This is a genomic window from Nostoc sp. CCY 9925, from assembly GCF_963920935.1.
Taxonomy (GTDB): domain Bacteria; phylum Cyanobacteriota; class Cyanobacteriia; order Cyanobacteriales; family Nostocaceae; genus Nostoc.
The window spans coordinates 123595-144373 of sequence record NZ_CAWUDO010000008.1 but is presented as its reverse complement, the minus strand read 5'-3'; the positions used below and the strand labels follow the sequence as shown (position 1 = coordinate 144373).

General features: G+C 42.6%; 15 protein-coding genes and 1 pseudogene. 15 read left to right on the top strand and 1 reads right to left on the bottom strand.

The features are described from left to right. Positions 1 to 907: 907 nt before the first annotated feature. The 10 genes and pseudogenes from ACM0OY_RS06975 to ACM0OY_RS06930 all read left to right on the top strand — a co-directional run. Positions 908 to 2260 (top strand): glycosyltransferase family 4 protein, encoded by a 1353-nt coding sequence (locus tag ACM0OY_RS06975; protein WP_414568132.1) that lies wholly within the window; start codon positions 908 to 910, stop codon positions 2258 to 2260. Positions 2261 to 3079: 819 nt separating this feature from the next. After that, positions 3080 to 3508 carry a hypothetical protein gene (locus ACM0OY_RS06970; RefSeq protein WP_414568131.1) on the top strand — a complete coding sequence of 143 codons (429 nt, stop codon included), beginning with the start codon at positions 3080 to 3082 and terminating at the stop codon, positions 3506 to 3508. Between the two features lie 30 nt (positions 3509 to 3538). Beyond that, on the top strand, positions 3539 to 4384 hold the full coding sequence (locus ACM0OY_RS06965) for an ABC transporter permease (protein WP_414568130.1): 846 nt from the start codon (positions 3539 to 3541) through the stop codon (positions 4382 to 4384). Between the two features lie 15 nt (positions 4385 to 4399). After that, the gene (locus tag ACM0OY_RS06960) at positions 4400 to 5677 is read left to right on the top strand and encodes a polysaccharide ABC transporter ATP-binding protein (RefSeq protein ID WP_414568129.1); all 1278 of its coding nucleotides are present in this window, start codon (positions 4400 to 4402) and stop codon (positions 5675 to 5677) included. A gap of 51 nt (positions 5678 to 5728) precedes the next feature. Continuing rightward, positions 5729 to 6235 (top strand): acyltransferase, encoded by a 507-nt coding sequence (locus ACM0OY_RS06955; protein ID WP_414568128.1) that lies wholly within the window; start codon positions 5729 to 5731, stop codon positions 6233 to 6235. A gap of 201 nt (positions 6236 to 6436) precedes the next feature. Beyond that, positions 6437 to 7462: a Gfo/Idh/MocA family protein gene (locus ACM0OY_RS06950; RefSeq protein WP_414568127.1), complete on the top strand. Its 1026-nt coding sequence runs from the start codon at positions 6437 to 6439 to the stop codon at positions 7460 to 7462. Next, positions 7459 to 8559 carry a DegT/DnrJ/EryC1/StrS family aminotransferase gene (locus tag ACM0OY_RS06945; protein WP_414568126.1) on the top strand — a complete coding sequence of 367 codons (1101 nt, stop codon included), beginning with the start codon at positions 7459 to 7461 and terminating at the stop codon, positions 8557 to 8559. Before ACM0OY_RS06950 ends, ACM0OY_RS06945 begins: the two co-directional genes overlap by 4 nt. A 34-nt stretch (positions 8560 to 8593) precedes the next feature. After that, positions 8594 to 9991, top strand: a complete 1398-nt coding sequence (locus ACM0OY_RS06940) for a flavin reductase (RefSeq protein ID WP_414568125.1) — start codon at positions 8594 to 8596, stop codon at positions 9989 to 9991. A 173-nt stretch (positions 9992 to 10164) separates the two neighbouring features. Next, on the top strand, positions 10165 to 10878 hold the full coding sequence (locus tag ACM0OY_RS06935) for an acyltransferase (protein ID WP_414568124.1): 714 nt from the start codon (positions 10165 to 10167) through the stop codon (positions 10876 to 10878). 24 nt (positions 10879 to 10902) lie between these two features. Beyond that, positions 10903 to 11508 (top strand): annotated as a pseudogene (locus tag ACM0OY_RS06930) (phytanoyl-CoA dioxygenase family protein); the annotation flags it as partial. A 13-nt stretch (positions 11509 to 11521) separates the two neighbouring features. On the opposite strand, the gene ACM0OY_RS06925 reads toward ACM0OY_RS06930, so the two are convergent. Next, positions 11522 to 11737 (bottom strand): hypothetical protein, encoded by a 216-nt coding sequence (locus ACM0OY_RS06925; RefSeq protein WP_414568146.1) that lies wholly within the window; start codon positions 11735 to 11737, stop codon positions 11522 to 11524. Between the two features lie 575 nt (positions 11738 to 12312). Here ACM0OY_RS06925 and ACM0OY_RS06920 point away from each other — a divergent pair. From ACM0OY_RS06920 to ACM0OY_RS06900, 5 genes are all read left to right on the top strand, one after another. Further along, positions 12313 to 15339 carry a N,N-dimethylformamidase beta subunit family domain-containing protein gene (locus ACM0OY_RS06920; RefSeq protein ID WP_414568123.1) on the top strand — a complete coding sequence of 1009 codons (3027 nt, stop codon included), beginning with the start codon at positions 12313 to 12315 and terminating at the stop codon, positions 15337 to 15339. Positions 15340 to 15363: 24 nt separating this feature from the next. Beyond that, positions 15364 to 16329 (top strand): hypothetical protein, encoded by a 966-nt coding sequence (locus ACM0OY_RS06915; protein ID WP_414568122.1) that lies wholly within the window; start codon positions 15364 to 15366, stop codon positions 16327 to 16329. A 171-nt stretch (positions 16330 to 16500) separates the two neighbouring features. Next, positions 16501 to 17475 carry an NAD-dependent epimerase/dehydratase family protein gene (locus ACM0OY_RS06910; protein WP_414568121.1) on the top strand — a complete coding sequence of 325 codons (975 nt, stop codon included), beginning with the start codon at positions 16501 to 16503 and terminating at the stop codon, positions 17473 to 17475. Further along, positions 17468 to 18670 (top strand): DegT/DnrJ/EryC1/StrS family aminotransferase, encoded by a 1203-nt coding sequence (locus ACM0OY_RS06905; RefSeq protein WP_414568120.1) that lies wholly within the window; start codon positions 17468 to 17470, stop codon positions 18668 to 18670. Before ACM0OY_RS06910 ends, ACM0OY_RS06905 begins: the two co-directional genes overlap by 8 nt. A 419-nt stretch (positions 18671 to 19089) precedes the next feature. Further along, positions 19090 to 20748 carry a glycosyltransferase gene (locus tag ACM0OY_RS06900; RefSeq protein WP_414568119.1) on the top strand — a complete coding sequence of 553 codons (1659 nt, stop codon included), beginning with the start codon at positions 19090 to 19092 and terminating at the stop codon, positions 20746 to 20748. Positions 20749 to 20779 lie beyond the last annotated feature (31 nt).

Here is a 20779-nt window from a genome sequence, read left to right as displayed (position 1 = left end):
TTTGGATAAAGCAGAAGAGAAATCTTTTACCCAATTGTAGCCAAAGTAATTTAAATATCACTAGGTGAGTTGTCAATTTTTATCCTCAAAACCGTTACTATGTCTTGATTGAGTAAAATTTAATACAATTTTAAATTTGAAGATTAGTTCGGTGTACAAAATTGATACTTATAATACTTGACCTACTAGTAACATCATAAAAGTACTAATTTAGACTTAATAAATATACAAATTTTCACTTACCAAAATTTATTTATAACAAAGTAACTAGTTTGTGAAGTTTTTGTTTATGTGCATTCTCAAAAAATAAATTTTTTGTAAAGTGGCTAGGTAAATTTTAAACATTGTTTTCTCATGGTATTCTTGTAAGAAATTACATGTAAAATATGATATTGAATTTAAAACAATACTTAATATTTTATATGTAAAAAATATTGCTTACTAAAGTTACAATTAATTAAGTCAAAATATCAAAAGCCCAATGACCATAGACTCCGAATTTTTTAGGCAACGCCAGTGGATAGTACCTTTTATAGTTATCTATACATCAAGTAAAGCTGCTTAGAAGTCTGTAAAAGGTATTCTTGTAGAGTAATATTAGACATCGTAAGATGATGGTAGCCATTTAGACTTTTGCTTTTTGTTGTGTTCCCATGTTCCCAAAAGATCGCGTATACAAATTAAACGAGTATATATATCCACATACATGTTTAAGCGGCTAAAATTAGCACTGCATTTAGCGTATATATGTGCGACCGTCAAGAGACTCTATGTATACCAGTAAATTAATCAATATTGCCCGAGGAATATTGAAAGTATTTCTTAATAAGACAAGTTTTTGTGTGTAACTAATGGCTTGAGCAGTTCAGTAATGTGTTGAACAAGATTATAGAGCAGGATACAACTGATGAGACTTAATAAATGGATTAATCAAAAGTTTTTGCAATCCATTTCGACACGGATAGATGTAAAAAATGGCTATTCTCTGAAAAGTCAGCAATCCATCAAATTGTCTGTGATCACACAATTTTTTCCACCAGACTATGCTCCTACGGGACAGCTGATTGAGGAACTGGTGAAACAATTGGGGCAGCAAGGAGTTAATATTGAGGTTTTTACAAGTCAGCCAGGATATGCGTTTGACTCGCATACGGCTGCTTTAGCAGTTGAACGTATGGGTAGAATCCGAGTTCAGCGATCGCGCACAGCCCAACTTTGGCCAGGGCGAATTCGTGGGAAAGCTGTCAATGGGATCTTATATACCTTACGTGCTATGCTCTATCTACTCAGAGCTTGGCGACGCAGCAATGTATTGTTAGTCACTACAGCCCCGCCTTTTTTGCCAGTAATTGGCTACATAGCTCATCTATTGTTTCGACTTCCCTATGTTTGCATTCTCTATGACCTGTATCCCGATATTGCGATCGCTCTGGGAGTAATCTCAAAGCATAACTGGATCGCAAGGTTATGGCGTGCTATTAACAGACAGGTTTGGCTAAATGCGAAGGGAATCGTAGTGCTTAGTCCAGCAATGAAAGAGAAAGTGCTAGCAAACTGCCCGCAAGTAGCCGATAAAATTTCAGTAATCCACAGTTGGGCAAACCCGGAATTGATTGTGCCAATTGCCAAGGAAGAAAATTGGTTTGCGTTGGAGCATAACTTAGTAAACAAGTTTACCGTACTCTACTCCGGAAATATGGGACGCTGCCATGATATGGCAACTATCCTCCAAGCTGCTCAAGAACTGCAAGATGAGCCTATTCAGTTTGTCTGCATTGGTGGTGGAGCCAAACGCGATGAATTGATTCAACAAGTGAATCAATTAGGACTCTTGAATTTTACATTTCTCCCATATCAAGACAAAGAGGTGCTGCCTTATTCATTAACGGCTTGCGATCTCTCACTAGTGAGCGTGGATGCATCCACCGAAAGTTTAGTCGTTCCGAGCAAGCTTTACTCAGCTTTAGCATCAGGGCGACCGATAGCGGTAATTTGTTCGCAGTATTCATACTTGAGAGAAATGATTGCTGAAGCTGAGTGCGGTGGCACATTTGACAACGGAGATAGTCATGCTTTAGCTCAATTTATTCGCTTACTCAGTCGCGATCAGCAATTAGGGGAGCGTATGGGCAAGGCAGGTTGTCAGTACTTGCGATCGCATTTCACACCCAAGATTATCTCTCAACAATACCTTGATGTCTTGCAGCAAGCAATCTTATCAGATGATGCGATCGCTATGCCTCAAAGCCATACAAAATAGTTCTTTGAGAACTAATTGATACAGATTGGTGTAGGCTCCAAAGGCTTTTAGCCTCATACCAATCCTCAAAAATGCAGGCTACAAATTATTCTGCTTTGCCCTTTCTTCCTGCCTCTGCTTCCAGGGAGATATTATTAGCAAGGTCAGTTCAAGCTCGCACGTTGATGGTAAGTATTTGCCATCTATTTTAAGTTTGGCAGTACTTTCTGAATATGTAAACACTGCAACAATAGGCAAAATATAAAATACTGTTTGTTTTTCCCAGAAATATTTACTTTTTATTTAAGCTTGATTCACGCCTTGCTTAAATAAAACTCTTGGATATTCACTAAAAAATTAGCTTTTGGAGGATTGTTTTTAATGCATCATTAAAGCTGAAAATAATTCACACAACAGTTCCATAATAAGAGCTAGAAGTTAGGCTTATAGATGATAAATAATTTATCAGCCTTACTTATTCTCATGCTTAAACTCCTAAAAATGAGGTCAAAAAGAGTTTTGTGTTCCTATTGTAATGAGGTTGATTAAGATAATATAAAGTCGCTCGAGTATGTTATGCTCTAAGACAGATTGACAGTGATAAATAACCACTTAAATAAAAAATTTAGGTAATATGTTGTCTGATAATAAGTTAAACTTGTTGCCACATTACAAAAAATAAATTGCTGATTTAAGAATCTTTGTAAATGAGCTTACTGTAATTAAATAGTATTTAGTTTTTTAACTTTAGGAGACGAGCTTTGATGGTCTTTTTGATCTCAGTTCCTCCAACGTAACCTTCCAGAATTTTCTGTATACTTACTCAAGTGGGAGGTCGAATTGCAGAGAAGGTGTGACCGAAATCGGAAACGTTCAAAACGACGAGGTATCTACTGTCCAATTCATGGCTGCTACCTGGAAAGCAGGAGTCAAAAATATCAATTGTTTGCCGATCAAGCAGGACAGTTGCAGGAGAGGGGTATGAGTCGCCGTAGTGCATTAATGCTAGTAGCAAGCCAAACCGCAGTTTCCCTGGAAGGAGAGTGGCTGGAGTCCTTTTGGTGCGACGAGTGCCAGCAGACAAAGTGGTATCACGTCTGTAAGACAGACGAACGCACCTATAAAGTTGCTATAGCGCCACAAGAACTTTGGCAGCACGTAACAGGAGCGATCGATCCTCAGGGAAACCCTTCCGTGGGAGAATTTACTCGCAGGCAATCAAGAGTACTAAACTATCACAGCATCAAAGATTTTCAGTTTGTCAATTAACGCTCAAAAGCGTGGTCTTTAATCAATATTATGAGTAATAACAGAATTACGTCAAAGCCAGAGCTGATAATTGAAGCTGGACAAACAGAGCAGCAGTATTGGAAAGACCTATGGCGCTATCGAGAGCTATTTTATTTTCTGTCCTGGCGTGATATTTTAGTACGCTACAAGCAAACAGTCATTGGTATGCTCTGGGCACTGATTCGACCATTTTTAACAATGCTCGTTTTCACCGTCATCTTTGGAAACTTGGCGAAATTACCTTCAGAAGGGACAGCACCTTATCCAATACTGGTATTTGCTGGGTTGCTACCTTGGCAGTTTTTTGCCAGTGCCCTAACTGAGTGTAGTAACAGCCTAATTAGTAATGCCAACTTGATTTCTAAAGTGTATTTTCCCCGGCTGATTGTGCCTGCTAGTTCTGTGATTGTGAGCTTTGTGGACTTTCTCGTTTCTGGGATGATCCTCTTAGGGCTGATGGCTTGGTATAATTATGTTCCCAGTTGGCGGATATTATCATTACCGTTATTTATTAGCATTGCCTTTGCTGCCTCACTAGGAGTGGGTTTGTGGTTGGCAGCTTTGAATGTGGAATATCGAGACTTTCGCTATATTGTGCCGTTTATTGTGCAGTTTGGTCTATACATATCGCCCGTAGGTTTTAGTAGCAGCATTGTGCCCGAGCAATGGCGTTTGCTCTACTATTTAAACCCAATGGTAGGCGTGATTGATGGCTTTCGCTGGGCAATTTTGGGCGGAGAGTCCAAACTTTACTGGACTGGATTCACCCTATCTTTAGGACTAGTTGCCCTGTTACTAGTAAGTGGCATTTGGTACTTCCGCAAAATGGAACGGACATTTGCTGACGTAATTTAGCAAGGATCTGTGCAGATGTCTGAGAATATGATTAGTGTAGAAAATTTAAGCAAAAAATATATTATTGCTCACCAGCAGGAAGAAGGAATTCGCTACAAAGCGCTGCGGGATGTAATTGCTGATAGTGCTAAATCTTTCGCCAAAACATTTATTAAACCTGGGGGCAAAAAAATGCCCAGCCCAACACGGGAAGAATTTTGGGCATTAAAAGATGTTTCCTTTGAGATTCAGCAGGGCGAAGCTATTGGTGTTATTGGGCGCAACGGCGCTGGTAAATCCACACTGTTGAAAGTTCTGAGTCGGATTACCGAACCGACAAGGGGACGTGTCGCCATTAAAGGGCGGGTAGCAAGCTTATTAGAAGTAGGAACGGGATTTCATCCAGAACTTACGGGACGTGAGAACATTTATCTCAATGGTTCCGTTCTGGGGATGAGTAGAGTCGAAATTAAGAAGAAATTTGATGAAATAGTTGCCTTTGCTGAGATTGAGAAGTTTTTAGATACCCCAGTCAAGCGCTATTCTTCAGGAATGTATGTCCGCCTTGCTTTTTCTGTTGCAGCCCATTTAGAGCCAGAGATTTTAATTGTCGATGAAGTTTTGGCTGTAGGTGATTCAGCATTTCAAAAGAAGTGCTTGGGCAAAATGGGTGATGTCGGGACTAAAGAAGGACGAACAGTTTTATTTGTCAGTCATAGTATGCAAGCGATCGCCCAACTCACCAAACGATGCATACTACTTTCTAAGGGTAGCGTTCAGTTTGATGGTGATACTAGCAAAGCTGTGCAATTATATCTAGCTGGGCAAAAAGATAATTCTGAGTTACAAGCCTATTACCAACCTCCTGTAAACAAAACTGGCAACCATATAGCTTGGGCAAAAGTTCATACCTCTCAAGAGCATGGACTTCACGATTGGGGTAAGCCAATAACTTTTGAGTTTGCACTTCACATCACTAACCCTCACGAAAACTTGCGTTTTTCCTTCCAAGTTATTAGCGCTTTTGAACAACCTATTTGTGCCTTCTATTTTTTTGAAGCTCATCAAGCTCCATTTTGTCGGGAGAAGGGAACATTTATTGTTCGGTGTGAGGTTCCAAAATTTAGGCTGTATATGGGTTCCTACACCTTAAGAACTTGGTTGGGACATGGCGCTCATAGCGGAATTTTGCTTGAAAACTTAAGAGACATTTGTCCGTTTGAGATTTTAACGCCCACTATACAGCGACCAGACGATCCATATCAAGCAGATGAATCTACTTATATAGAAGATGCGATTTGGCAAGTTACTTAATCTAAATAAAATGTCATTAAAATTCCTAGTGATTTCAAAATATAAGAAATTATGCCAATAAATAATGATGTCCAGTTAGGCAAAAATGTCAAAATTTTTCATCCCGATCTTGTGAACCTCTATGGTTGCATTATTGGCGATGACACAAAAGTTGGTACATTTGTCGAAATTCAGAAAGATGTCACCATTGGCAGTCGGTGTAAAATTTCATCCCACAGTTTCTTATGTGAAGGCGTTGTCCTAGAAGATGAAGTCTTTATTGGTCATGGAGTCATGTTTACTAATGACCTTTATCCCCGTGCAACCAATGAAGATGGTAGTTTAAAAACAGACGATGATTGGTATACAATCAAGACTTTAGTGAAGCGTTGTGCATCTATTGGTAGTAACGCTACCATCCTGCCGGGTGTAACTATTGGTGAAAAAGCCATCGTCGGTTCGGGAGCAACAGTAACTCACAATGTTCCTGATTATGCGATTGTAGTTGGAGTTCCCGCTCGGGTCATAGGGGATGTACGCGATCGCCAAAATTTGCAAATTTCAGCTAGTAGTTTGTGAGATTTTTGCTTGTCTATTCTTTGAACAATTTCAGTTTTCTACATTGGATAACTGCTGGGTAAATTCTGAAGCCTTGCAAAGATAAAGTTTTTTATATGGAATCGCAAATAACTTGCGATCCAACTATCAATGATTGCCACGTTTTCGTGGCAGTAGTTAACAGCGACAATAAATTCAGATTAATTAAAAGCAACAGAAAATATGATTAATATCGGTGTCATCGGCTATGGTTATTGGGGGCCGAATCTAGTCAGAAATTTTGTCGAAATGCCAGGTGTTCAGGTAAAAATAGTCAGCGATTTTAAACCAGAACTCTTGACAAAAGTACAAGCTCGGTATCCTGCGATCCAAGTTACTCAAGATTGCCAAGACATTTTTACAGATCCCAAGATTGATGCTGTAGCGATCGCCACACCAGTTTCAACTCACTTTGAATTAGCTTTAGCTGCATTGCAAGCTGGTAAACATGTGCTGGTAGAGAAGCCAATGACAACTACCTCCGAACAGGCAATGCGCCTAATTGAAGAGGCAGAAAAACGCAAGCTAGTGTTAATGGTGGATCATACTTTTGTTTACACAGGTGCTGTACGCAAAATGCACGATTTGATTGCCACTAATTCTTTGGGTGACATTTACTACTATGATTCTGTACGCGTCAACCTGGGACTTTTTCAGCATGATGTGAATGTCATTTGGGATTTGGCAGTCCACGATTTATCGATCATGAATTACGTATTGCCATCCCAGCCTTATGCTGTCTCAGCCACAGGCGTCAGTCACGTTCCTGGAGAACCAGAAAATCTTGCCTACTTGACCTTATTCTTTGACAAAAATCTCATTGCTCACATCAATGTCAATTGGTTGGCGCCAGTGAAAATCCGCCGCACATTGATTGGTGGTAGTCAACGGATGATTGTTTACGATGACTTAGAACCAAGTGAGAAACTGAAGATTTACGACAAGGGTATTACAGTCAATGGCAATGCTGAAAGCGTGTACCAGATGATGATTGGTTATCGCACAGGAGATATGTGGTCGCCCAAGTTGGATGTCACAGAGGCATTGAATACAGAAGGATTACACTTCATTGATTGTATTCAAAAAGGCGATCGCCCACTAACCGATGGAGAAGCAGGACTGCGGGTAGTCAGAATTCTCGAAGCTGCAACCCAGTCTTTGAAGCAACAAGGCAAATTAATTGAACTAAAAGCAGAGGTAGCAGCTTGATTCCATTTGTAGATTTAAAAGCTCAGTACTTGAGCATCAAAGACGAAATTGATACCGCAGTTTTAAAAGTTTTAGAAAGTACTCAATTCATTTTGGGCAATGAAGTTAAAGCCTTAGAAGAAGAGTTTGCCAGTTACTGCAACGCAGATTATGGCATTGCTGTCAATACAGGTACTAGCGCCCTGCATCTAGCATTACTAGCTGCTGGTATCGGTGCTGCTGACGAAGTAATCACCGTACCTTTTACCTTCGTTGCTACTGTAGCAGCAATTTGTTATACCGGAGCTAAACCTGTTTTTGTCGATATCGATCCGGTTTCTTATACCATAGATGTTACCCAAATCGAAAAGGCGATAACTGAGCGCACAAAAGCCATTCTGCCCGTACATTTATACGGTCAACCAGCAGATATGGAACCAATTATGGAAATTGCTCGCCGTTATGGTTTGACTGTAATTGAAGATGCTGCCCAAGCTCATGGAGCCGAGTACAAAGGTCAGCGCGTCGGTAGTATCGGTGATATTGGTTGTTTTAGTTTTTACCCTGGTAAAAACTTAGGGGCTTACGGTGAAGGCGGTATGATAGTTACCAAGAATCCAGAATACACCCATACCATGCAGATGCTACGTGACTGGGGTCAAGAACGCAGGTATCACCATGTCCTCAAAGGCTATAACTACCGCATGGATGGCATTCAAGGAGCGATTTTACGGGTGAAGTTACGCTATATCGAAAAGTGGACGGAAGGCAGAATCGCACATGCAGCCCAGTACAATCAACTGTTAGCCGACTGTGTGCCTACACCTGTAGTGTTACCTTACAGCCGTCACGTTTATCATGTCTACGCAGTTCGTACCAGCCAACGGGAATTTCTCCAGCAACAGCTTAACGAGCACGGTATTCAAACAGGTATTCACTACCCCATCCCAGTCCACCTGCAAACAGCTTACTCTGACTTAGGCTATCAATATGGTGATTTTCCCCACTCAGAATCAGCTGCTATGGAAGAGTTATCACTGCCCATGTATGCAGAATTGTCAACAGCACAGATCGCAACTGTGAGTCAGAAGCTGAAAGAGGCTATCAAAACTCTATAGGTTTACAAATATTCTTTAATTTTAGAAACGACAAATGCTTAATTTTGTAGAACAGTATCGCTATCTGTGGCCACAGAATAACTTGCAAGCTGCTAGTAATTGGCGAACCACAGAAGACAAACAGGTTTATATCCGTGATTTACCAGAAAGTCTCGAAGAACTATCAAATGATAGTCGATGGCCGGGATTTTTTCCTTCGCCAATTTGTTTAGTCACCACTGCTGACGGTTCCCAAGTTGCCCTGGAAAAAGTTGTCGGAGCATCAATTGTCAACAGATTTCCCTACGTTTTAGCTCTGAGCTTTTGTACCCAAGAGCTATCACAACGGCATCATGTCCGCCGTGCCTTTGGTGATATGTTAGAAAGCAGTGGTAGCGTTGCTGTGCAGTTTCTTCCTCCGGGTGAAGAGCTAGATCGAGCCATGAAGGCGATCGCTACCGTACCCGAAGAAAAAACTCACTCACGCATTGCTGATAGCGGATTAACAACACATAAAGCGTTGACAAATGACGCACCTGTGTTCGACTCGGCATACATGGTTTATGAAGCAAAACTGGTTAAACCGGGCAAAGATTTTGCAGGTCAACCAATTTATTCTCAACCTTGGGTTGACGTTGGTAGCCACAGAGTTTATTTTCTCGAAATCAATGCCATTCAACTGCGGCAAGACATAGCCGAAGGGCGTAGTCAAATCCTCTGGCGGAGTCTACCAGCTTGGCAACCACAGTACGAACTGCAAAAGCCTGTGTCCATCCTTGGAGATTCAGTGGAAGATGGCACTTATAAAAAAGGCTATACACCTCACTATGCTTTCCCATCGCCAGGTACGATTGCCTTTGAAGCCGATGCTGTGGAAAATGGCATGGCAGTCAAATACCTTCCTCCCTTACCAGAAGATCAAGTAGAAGTAGATAATGACAGAGCTCGGTGGCCTTGCTTTTTCCCCTCTTCGGCTGGCATGATTACTTGCTGGGCTGAAGATGGAACTCCCAACCTTATGCCTTGTGGCTCAACAACAATTGTCAGCCGGCATCCCTTGGTAATCACACCTTGCATTTCTTACGCCAAAATTAATGAACGTTATGCTCCCCGCGTGACTTTAGATATTATCCGCAAAACTGGCAAATTCGGCTGTGGTGTGCCGTTTATTAACGATGTTGTCATTGATGCCATCAAATATGCAGGTAACACTTCACTTGCCAAAGATCCGCAAAAGATAGCAAGGGCAGGATTGCAAGTAGAGCCAAATGACTGGGCACCTGTTTTACCTGCTTTGCCCATACACTTTGACTGTCAAGTTATAGGTGAGGTAACTCTAGGAACACATATTATGTTCCTGGGAGAAGTCCGCCAGATCCGAGTTCGTGCAGATGTAACACCAGAAAATCCAATAGAATGGTTTCCTTGGGCGAATTTAGTACAAGCAGGCTAAGCGTGATTATCATAACCATTTGACATAATTTAGGCAATTTCCAAACTCAGCAATTAAAGATAGATTAGTGATAAGTGCTTAAATTTGCATAGAAAAAATGTAACTATTACTACAATTAATAAAGGTTTCAGGCATGGATATCAGCGCTAGAAGTGTTGTACTAGAGGTCACCAATGTCTAATGTGCTTAATGGGAGAACACAGCTAGTTAAGGCTGTCCACGGTTCACAACAACTAAAACAAGATCCTGACTTTGAAATAGGATTAGCAGAACACTTACGTACCCAGTACGACCGCAGTGCATTAATTAATTTGTACGGGCGCTTTGCAGCGGGTGATAGTGATTATGACATATTGATGCGGCGAGTCATCTGGCGTGCAATGGCTCGCCAGTTTGGACATGGTGTGCAAATTGGTACTAATGTTAATTTTAAACACTTAGAAACTTTTGAGATTGGTAACGGAGTGTTCATCGGCGGACAAACATTTATCCAGGGATGGTTTAAAGGTAGATGTATTATTGGAAACAATGTTTGGATTGGCCCGCAGAGCTACTTTGATGCCCGAGACTTAATCATCGAAGACTTTGTAGGTTGGGGTCCAGGAGCAAAAGTTTTATGTTCATCCCACACTGGATTACCGATAGAAACTGAGATCATCCAAACAGATTTTGAGGTCAAATCCGTAAAAATTGAATCAGGATCTGACATTGGCATGAACGCAGTCATCCTACCTGGAGTCACAATTGGCAAAGGCAGCATTGTGGGTGCAGGAGCAGTGGTTACCAAAGATGTACCACCATATGCGATCGTCGCTGGTGTTCCTGCTAAGTTTTTACGCTGGCGAGAAGGATACGAACCAAAGAAAAACATAGAACATAAACAATAAGCTTTTAATTATTCGGGGTCTGTGATGATACCTTCCCAACTTGATGTTTTGTCGATTCAGCAGCACGCACAGTCAATCTCAGAAAATGGTTTCACTGTCTTTCCCAATCAGCTCGATCAAAACACCTTAGATAAGCTAAATGCAGCTGCCGACCTGGCGACCATTGCGGTCGATCGCGCCCTTTCCTCTGGAATTAGGCTCTCTCATACTTTGCCCAGTCAGTACATTTGTACGGTGCGACGTTTCTATTGCTGGGATCAATCTGCACGCGATCTGTTAGATCGCGAGACACTTCACCTACTGAGTTCTGCCGTTCTTGGTGAAACGAAGTTATGGGACATGGCACTGCTTGAGGCACGGCACTTACCTGAGGAAACTGATATTGATGGATTTGACTGGCATCAACATATCGAGGGCTTCGACTGGCATCGAGATTTTGAAATTTCCCATACACATTCCTACCTTTGGATGTTTTTCTGTTTAACGGACACCACTGAGGACAATGGTGCAACTTGGGTAATTCCAGGGACACACCGTAAGGAAATTTCGGCAAGATATTGCCTAGAACAACTCAAGTCCAACCGACCACCGTCCGCGGTACAATTGACGGCCAAGGCGGGAGATCTGGTTGTAATAGATCCAACTATGATCCACTCAGTGGGACAGAATCGAAGCCGTGGAAATCGGCGGCTTCTACTTGTTGGACTTTGCCGAGTTGACCGCGATCCACTGATGAACCATTGGGCTGTCGTACCTCCGAAGCAAAGAGCACAGTTTTCTCATCGGGCACAAGCTCTTCTTCAGACGAAAAACTCGAAGCTTGATATCGATTGGGAGGTGCTGCCCGATAACTGGCCAAGGCCAATAAATTGGGATCTCAAAAGAGCCGCTTCTCAGGTATCAAGACGGACTAGATCGGCTTTGAAACGGTTGCTAAAGTCCGTATGATGGTTACCCACGAGCTGGATGGCGCATGTTCTGACTCCAAGTTGAAGAGTCATTAGAAACTCCACAGCACAAAGCCAACTCTGTGAAGCATCGCTTGGCAGATATAGTTAGATGACTCAACAAGAACAGGACTATGTAGTGAAAGTTTTGAAAACCCCTTGTCAGGTTTAAAGAAAAAATTCCTTTCGTCGCAATTGCTTCCAGCCGTGCCTCCTAAATAATTTGCACGACAAACTGATAGCTAATATTTACTCTATTTATACTACATTCTTAATTAGACTAATTTAGTTTCTAAGTACGCTGCGTAATCAATTGTATCCCCAGTACTTATCTGGGAACTTAGCATCTGTAACAGTAAAGATTGAGTAAGGAGTCACTTCTGAAGCTTATCAAACCTTATAGTAGCTTGTTCAGAGGCGATCGCTCAATGCTGCTATTTAGGCGAATTAACTTTTTATCAACCGTAGTCACTAAACCTTACAGTATATGGCTGTTTTATTTACCAATCAAACTCCGAGTATTCCCAACTTTGGCGATGGGAGTTCCTTTGAATTAGGTATGAAATTTCGCAGTGCCAAAGCGGGACAGATTACTGCCATTCGTTTCTGGAAAGCCCCTAGCGAAACAGGAATTCATGTTGGCAAGATCTGGAACGCAACAGGAGAGCTTTTAGGAAGCGTCACTTTTACCAGCGAGACGACTTCTGGCTGGCAGCAACAGCCTCTAGAACCGCCACTTAACATCCAAGCTAACACGACCTATGTGGTCTCTGTCAACGCCAACACCCATTTTGTTGCCACTTATGATGAACTGGAAAGCCCCATAGTTAATGGAAATCTTAGCTCAGTCGCAGATGGCAACAATGGCGTGTTTAATGTTGTAAATTTTTTTCCCAATAACTCCTCCCGGAATAGCAACTATTATCGCGACATCAACTTTGTAGCTGTCGCTGTGCCGACCATTACAAAGATCGGCGGCGACAATCAGACTGGTACTCCTGGAACTCCCTTGGCTAATCCCTTGCTTGTTCAGGTCAAGGACGGTGATGGTAATCCTCAATCCGGGGTCACAGTCAACTTTGCTGTTACTGCTGGTGGTGGGTCAGTCTTACCCACAAGTGCAGTAACTGATAGTAATGGTCAGGCTAGTACCACCTTAACCCTGGGAGCTGCTTTTGGAGCCACCAGTCCTGTGACTAATACTGTGACAGCCACTGCTGTCGAAGTCGATAGCGTTACCTTCACAGCCAGTGCTACTCCCTCAGGAAATAGCCAAAATATCCTGACAACCCAAGTCCCAAGCATTCCAAATTTCAGCGATGGGGATCCCTATGAATTAGGCATGAAATTCCGCAGCACCAAAGGAGGACAGATTGCCGCCATTCGCTTCTGGAAAGCCCCCAGTGAGACAGGAACTCATATTGGTAAAATCTGGAATGCAACAGGAGAGTTTTTAGGGGGCGTCACCTTTACTAACGAGACAGCTTCTGGCTGGCAGGAACAGCTTCTAGAACCGCCAGTTAACATTCAAGCTAATACGACTTATGTGGTCTCTGTCAACGCCAACGCTTATTTTGTTGCCACTTATGATGAACTGAGCAGCCCCATAGTCAATGGGGATCTTAGCTCAGTCGCAGACGGCAACAATGGGGTGTTTAATGTGACTGCGAATTCTTTCCCAACCAGTTCTCACCGGAATACTAACTATTATCGCGACATCGCCTTTGTCGTTGGCAGTAGTTTGGTTAAAGTCAGTGGAGACAATCAGAGTGCTGCCACGGGGGCGACTATACCCAACCCCCTAGTCGTGCGAGTCGTAAACGCTCAAAACAATCCCCAGTCAGGAGTCACAGTAAACTTTGTTGTTACCAGTGGTGGGGGGTCAGTCTCGCCCATCAGTGCAATCACCGATGCTAGCGGTCAAGCAAGCACGACCTTAACGGTGGGAGGAGTACCGACTGGGCCTGGAGGAGTAGTAGTCACCGCAACGGCAGCTGGTATCGGCAGTGTCACCTTCTCGGCTTCAGCAATTCCAACCAACCCCAATCCCATCTATTCGGAAAACCTCAATCCCGGCACAACTAACTGGAAGCTTGTCAACCCAGGTACTGGCGAAATTTCCGGCTATGCCTCGGCGACTAGTGTCAATAAAGGAGGATCGCTAGACATTAAAGTTTCTCTTGGACAAGCCGGACAGTTTAGGATCGACGTGTATCGCTTGGGATACTACGGTGGCAAGGGAGGAAGGCTGATACTGAGTAGTGCTTCACTCAATGGTACAGTCCAACCGGCGTGTACTAAAGACCCTAATACAAACCTGGTGGAGTGTAACTGGACAACTTCCTACGTCCTGCAAGTAGACAATAACTGGACTAGTGGTCTTTATATAGCCAAGCTGACCGAACAGGCAACTGGCAAAGAGGCGCATGTGTGGTTTGTTGTGCGTGATGATAGCAGCACTGCTGATGTCCTGTTCCAAAGCAGCGTTTCCACCGTCTTGGCTTATAGCCCTACGGGAGGTTCTAGCTTATATTCATTCAATAGTGTTAACGGACTCAGAGCATTAAAGGTTTCTTACGACCGACCATATTGGCAATCATTTAGTGCAAGCACCCAAGAGTTTGATACCCCACTGCGAGTGGAATACAACATGCTACGTTGGCTGGAATCTCAAGCATACAATGTGACCTACGTCACAAACATGGATGTCCACGCAAACCCGCAACTGTTACTTAATCACCAAGTCTTCCTCTCTATAGGCCATGATGAGTACTGGTCTAAAGAAATACGCGATAACCTCGAGAATGCTCGCAATGCTGGAAAAAATTTGGCATTTTTCTCTGCCAATACTGCTTATTGGCGAGTCAGGTTTGAAAGTTCCACTGTTGCTGCTGGTCAAGTGAAGCCTAACCGAGTGATGGCATGTTACAAAGGCGACTGGCAAATAGATCCAGTTGCCATACAGCAAGGGCCATCAGCAGCCACGAATAAATATCGCAGCGTCCAGAACAACCGACCGGAAAATGCCTTGTTAGGAGTTATGTATACTGGTGCTTTTTATGGCCCACCTTGGTATGGAGGGTTCAATTTTGTAGTCAGTAATCCTTCAGATCCTTACTATAACTACACTAATCTTCAGCAAGGAGATAGCCTACCCCTATTAGTAGGCAATGAATGGGATACAGTCATCAATAATGGGTTTACCCCTCCTGGTCTTGTTACTCTTTCAGAGTCGCCAGTAGTTCCTGATGGCATTGCTAATGAATTTGAACCTGCTGGAGAACCGGGCTTACCTGCTGGCACTAACTTTAATATAACTAATGCAGTTCGCTACACAGCCGGTAGTGGAGCCAAAGTCTTTTCTATCGGATCTATTCAGTGGGCATGGGGGCTAGACAGCGATGGTGTCAGCCCAGCTAGGGAGGATATTCGCGCTAAGCAAATAACTGCTAACGCTCTAGCAGATATGGGAGCTAAACCCCAGGCGCCAGATGCAAACCTCATTGTTCCTTAAACCATCCCACAAGGAGTATGTATCATGTCACCATTAAAACGCCGAGAATTTACCCAACTGGCTGCGGCTGGTTTGACTTCCACTATTGTTGCCGATCTCTCCGGTAAAGCGCTTGCTCAAAAACCTGGGGCTAGCCAGGAAGCTTTTTATAGAGTCAAACTTCTGACTCCACCCAATGGTCTAAATCGAGAAGACCAAACTCCACCAATAGAACTGGGCACTGCTGATGTGAAGACGGGAAAACTTCTCTCTAAAATCGATGTGCCAGCTCAGTTTGTGGATAATCCATTGTCTACACCGAAAAAGTCTCGGGCTTTCTTTACGGGTGAAGGCGATCGGATTACGAAATTGGCAGCACTTGGAGACGGAAATCTAGTAATTTCTACAGTCTCTACAAAAAGAAATGGTTACTTCAACCGCCTGCTTTTTACCGTTGGAGGTGCTAAAAATCCTCAATTTAAAGCAAAAAAAGTTCTAGATTTTAAGACGCCTAATCAGACTATTGAAAGCGTTTTAAGCCTTCCCAAGAATCTACTTTTGTGCATAGTCGGAATTGAGGGTATCCCGCCTTTTTCGTTCAGAGTAATCGATTCTAGAACAGGTAAAATTCTTTCTCAGGATGAACTAGATCTACCCACATTGGCGGCCAGCCATCGATTCGCTAATCTCTGCCAAGATGGGAAGGGAAATATTTTTGCAACTGAGACTGACCCGGAGGGTACGCCCGTTTTAATATCGATAAACTTACAGGAGAAAGCTGTAATTACGGGCAAGGTCAAAATTAAAAGACTGAACCCACTAAACTTTCAAGGAGTCCCTGTATTCGATGATGTTAGAGACTTGAATTTCTCTGCTTCTGGTCAATTGTATGCGGTTGCTGCTGACAAAAGTCGAAAAAAGAATCGCCTGTTTACGGTAGACGTGAAAAGCGGCAAGATGGGGTCAGTAGTGGATGACTTTGAAGCCGATAAATTTGCATTCTCTGTCTAATAAAATAGCAGGTAAGAGGCAATAAAATAGGCTTGAAAGTGTGTTTTTGTAGGGGCGTAGCACAACGCACCCTACATTCAAATTTCTTAACATAGCTTGAAATATTAGTGCCGACTTACTTACAACTTGGTCAAAATCTACTCGAAAAATAGACTGTTTTTTTAAAAGAAAATGCAAAATAATCGCGTATTAATTACAGGTGGCGCAGGTTTAGTTGGCTCACATATTGCTGATTTGCTAGTGAAAGAGGGAGTTGCGGAAATTATTGTTTTGGATAATTTCACCCGCGGACGACTGGCAAACCTGGCCTGGGCAAAAGAACATGGCCCTGTGGTGATTGTTGAAGGCGATATTCGGGATCAAAAACTTTTAGAAGAAGTCATGCAAGGTGTAGATTACGTCTTTCACCAAGCAGCAATTCGCATTACCCAATGTGCTGAAGAACCCCGTTTGGCGTTGGAAGTACTGGCTGATGGGACGTTTAATGTTTTGGAAGCCGCAGTCAAAGCTAAAGTAAAAAAAGTAGTAGCTGCTTCTTCTGCTTCTGTTTACGGCATGGCAGAAGATTTCCCTACCACGGAATCTCACCATCCTTATAATAACCGTACACTTTACGGTGCAGCTAAGGTCTTTAATGAAGGATTATTACGTAGTTTCTATGAGATGTACGGTTTGGACTATGTAGCGCTACGTTACTTCAATGTTTACGGACCGCGTATGGATATTTACGGTGTTTACACAGAAGTACTGATCCGGTGGATGGATCGGCTCACCGCAGGTCAAGCGCCACTCATTTTTGGTGATGGGAAGCAGACTATGGACTTTGTGTACATCGAAGATATCGCCAGGGCCAATATTTTAGCTGCCAAAGCCGATGTCACAGACGAGGTATTTAATGTTGCCAGTGGTGTAGAAAGCAGTTTGAATGACCTTGCCTATACCTTGGCTAAGGTAATGGGAGTAGACTTGCAGCCAGAATACACTTCAGAACGCAAAGTCAACCCTGTACAGCGCCGACTTGCAGATGTGAGCAAAGCTGAGAAATTATTGGCTTTTGAAGCAGAAGTATCTTTAGAAGAGGGGTTACGGCGGTTGGTGAATTGGTGGCGTTCTGAAAAGCAGACGAAGGAAACAAGCAATGTCTGAAAATAAACAAAATATTCCGATCGCTAAACCTTGGATAGGTGAAGCTGAGGCAGAGGCAGCTAGGCGTGCAATTATTTCTGGCTGGGTGACGCAGGGGCCAGAAGTCTTTGGTTTTGAGCAAGATTTCGCAGCTTACGTAGGAGCAAAATCTGCTTGTGCGGTTTCCAATTGTACAACAGCCCTACACCTAGCATTGTTAGCTGTGGGAGTACAGCCTGGGGATGAAGTGATTACTGTCAGTCATTCCTACATTGCTACTGCGAACAGCATCCGCTACTGTGGGGCAATCCCGGTGTTTGTGGATATTGAACCACAAACATATAACATCAACCCGATATTAATTGAAGATGCGATTAGCGATCGCACCCGCGCTCTTCTTGTAGTCCACCAAATGGGGATGCCTTGTGACCTGAAAGCAATTTTGGACATTGCCCACAGTCACAATTTACCAGTAATTGAAGATGCAGCCTGTGCGATCGGTAGTGAAATTCTCTGGGATGGACAATGGGAAAAAATTGGCAAGCCACGTGGAGATATTGCCTGCTTTTCCTTTCACCCCCGCAAGCTGATCACCACTGGTGATGGTGGAATGTTGACGACCAACAACCCAGAGTGGGACAAGCAGTTTCGCCTCTGGCGACAACATAGCATGAGCGTACCTGACACTGTGCGTCATGCTGCAAAACAGGTGATATTTGAGTCTTACCCCACGTTGGGTTACAACTATCGCATGACTGATATCCAGGCAGCAGTCGGCCGAGAACAACTCAAACGCCTACCTGAGCTTCTGCAACATCGGCGTTATTTAGCACAACGGTATCAAGAAAATTTAGCAGATATACCAGGGTTAAAGTTACCAACTGAGGCAGTTTGGGCACGGAGTAACTGGCAGAGTTACTGTGTTCGCTTGCCCGAAGGGTGCGATCAGCTACAAGTGATGCAGGTAATGCTTGATGCGGGAATTTCCACACGACGTGGAGTTATGTGTACTCACCGAGAACCTGCCTATGATCATGAAACTTGGTCTTGTGGAATTGCTCAGCAAAAGTGTGATTGTGAAAGAGGACAGTGCGATCGCCTTTTAGAGAGTGAGCAAGCACAAGATCGTACTATCCTATTGCCCCTATTTCATCAGATGACTGAACAGGAACAGGACTATGTAGTGCAAGTTTTGAAAATAGCTTGTCAGCCTTAAAGGCAGGACTTACGCATACTCTACCAATCCTTGGCGTTCTTCTCTAGGAGAAATTATGGCAATTTTTGCGTAAGTCCTGCAAGAAAAAATTCCTTTAGAGGATGTTTGTAAAGTCTAGCGTTGTATCAAGATCCCCCCTAACCCCCTTAAAAACGGGGAATAAGCTTCTTAAAGTCCTCCTATTTAAGGAGGATTTAGGAGGATCTAAAGTTTTGGATACCTCAGCTAGTAGTTTTAAAACATCCTCTTAGTAAAAATTTCTTCTAGCAATAACTCTGCTTTGCACAACAAGCTGAGTTGCAAATCAAATAATGCTTACAATTTAACTAGTTAAAGAAGGAATTAATCTTTGGAAAAGTATTTATCATTTTTGAGTGTAGTGTCTACCAAAGCGTAGTACAGTTTATCCAAGGATTAATATGGAAAAAACAGCTAATAATACATTCCGCCTTTGGCAAGAAGAAGGCATCGTTTTAGTTTCAAAAAACTTTGAGGTGTTTCGTAGCCTTCTCGATCGAACAAAAGACTTAATACAACGTGGCAAGTATAATGATGCTGTTGTATACGGTCAAACCGCAGTTTTATATGCATTCTTACGACATTGTGGTTTGTTTGTTAGTCAAGAACTAGAACAGCTTTTTGTTGCACTGGGGCAAAAGAAAATACAAACAAGCTTGTATTCTAGTTCTAGAAATAGCGTCTCACAGCCTGGAAAAGTCAAAAATATTTTGCATGTTGCTACTAGTGTATATAGTGTTGGTGGACATTCCGCAATGATTCGCCGCTGGATACAGCAAGATGACCAGCGTTCGCACTCTATTGTGTTGACGCAGCAACCCTCAGTCCACGTGCCTAAAAGCTTGAAAGATGCAGTTTTTAAAAGTCACGGTAAGATTTATTCACTGGTTGAAACAATTGGTGATGTTATCTCTTGGGCAAAACGATTACGCACAATAGCATTATCGGCCGATATTGTTGTACTACATATAATGCCTGCTGATGTTATTCCCATAATTGCATTTTCAAATAAGCAGCAATCTCCACCGATTATTTTTATCAATCATGCCGATACTGGTATGTGGTTAGGAGCGAGTATTAGTGATGTAATTGCTAATCTCCGTTTTTCAGGTATGCGCTTATCGCAAGAGCGCAGAGGTATTGCAGCAGAACGCAACATGCTGCTGCCGATTATTTTAAATCCTACCCATAGAACCCTCAATCGTCTAGAGGCTAAGCGAATACTTGGGATTGATGAAAACAGTATTTTATTAATATCGATTGCTAGATCGGCTAAGTATAAAACAATTGATGGAATTAGCTTTGCTGATGCACATATTCCATTAATAGAGAAATATCAGCAAGCTATTCTAATAGTTATTGGTGCAAATCCAAGCGAAGATTGGTCTAAAGCTATTCAGTATTGTAACGGTAGAATTAAAACATTTCCGGAGCGTGAAGATGTTGAAGTTTTTTACCAAGCTGCTGACATCTATGTTGACAGTTTTCCCCTGGCCTCTAATACATCACTCCTTGAAGCAGGAAGCTATGGTGTACCTTTGGTGAGTCGCTATCCATACTCTGATGACTGTGGGATACTTGGTGCTGATACACCAGCTTTGGATCAAAGCCTGATTCGTGTGCGCGATCTGGAGGAGTACACAACAGTTTTATCTCAATTAGTTGAAGATGAGAAATTTAGACTGTCTATTGGTGAACAGACCAGAAGAAAGATCGTAGAAATTCACACTGGAAGCAACTGGCAAAGCTCTTTAGAAGATTTGTACTTTCAAGCTACGACGCTGCCACGCATAAACGTAGCCTCAGAGCCAATTACAGATCGCATGATGATTAGCGAAGTCGATGCCTTATTACCTAAGATTTTGTCTTATGCTTCTGGTCAAGACAAAATTAATATTGACGAACTGATTCAAGGACATCCATTTCCTAAAACATTTGCTCAACAGTTGCGCGTATGGATCGAGACGATCAAGATATATGGCTTTGGTCGGGGTCAAATTCAACACCTACTACCGAATTGGCTCTACTGGCGTTTAAGAAAATTAATATTAGCAAATTAGACAAAGTTTCTGCAAGCTAATAATGGAAACT

Bases quoted from the DNA above. Each gene is read 5' to 3' on its own strand.
- ACM0OY_RS06975 (WP_414568132.1), top strand. From the start codon at position 908: ATGAGACTTAATAAATGGATTAATCAAAAGTTTTTGCAATCCATTTCG.
- ACM0OY_RS06965 (WP_414568130.1), top strand. From the start codon at position 3,539: ATGAGTAATAACAGAATTACGTCAAAGCCAGAGCTGATAATTGAAGCT.
- ACM0OY_RS06960 (WP_414568129.1), top strand. From the start codon at position 4,400: ATGTCTGAGAATATGATTAGTGTAGAAAATTTAAGCAAAAAATATATT.
- ACM0OY_RS06955 (WP_414568128.1), top strand. From the start codon at position 5,729: ATGCCAATAAATAATGATGTCCAGTTAGGCAAAAATGTCAAAATTTTT.
- ACM0OY_RS06950 (WP_414568127.1), top strand. From the start codon at position 6,437: ATGATTAATATCGGTGTCATCGGCTATGGTTATTGGGGGCCGAATCTA.
- ACM0OY_RS06940 (WP_414568125.1), top strand. From the start codon at position 8,594: ATGCTTAATTTTGTAGAACAGTATCGCTATCTGTGGCCACAGAATAAC.
- ACM0OY_RS06935 (WP_414568124.1), top strand. From the start codon at position 10,165: ATGTCTAATGTGCTTAATGGGAGAACACAGCTAGTTAAGGCTGTCCAC.
- ACM0OY_RS06920 (WP_414568123.1), top strand. From the start codon at position 12,313: ATGGCTGTTTTATTTACCAATCAAACTCCGAGTATTCCCAACTTTGGC.
- ACM0OY_RS06915 (WP_414568122.1), top strand. From the start codon at position 15,364: ATGTCACCATTAAAACGCCGAGAATTTACCCAACTGGCTGCGGCTGGT.
- ACM0OY_RS06910 (WP_414568121.1), top strand. From the start codon at position 16,501: ATGCAAAATAATCGCGTATTAATTACAGGTGGCGCAGGTTTAGTTGGC.
- ACM0OY_RS06905 (WP_414568120.1), top strand. From the start codon at position 17,468: ATGTCTGAAAATAAACAAAATATTCCGATCGCTAAACCTTGGATAGGT.
- ACM0OY_RS06900 (WP_414568119.1), top strand. From the start codon at position 19,090: ATGGAAAAAACAGCTAATAATACATTCCGCCTTTGGCAAGAAGAAGGC.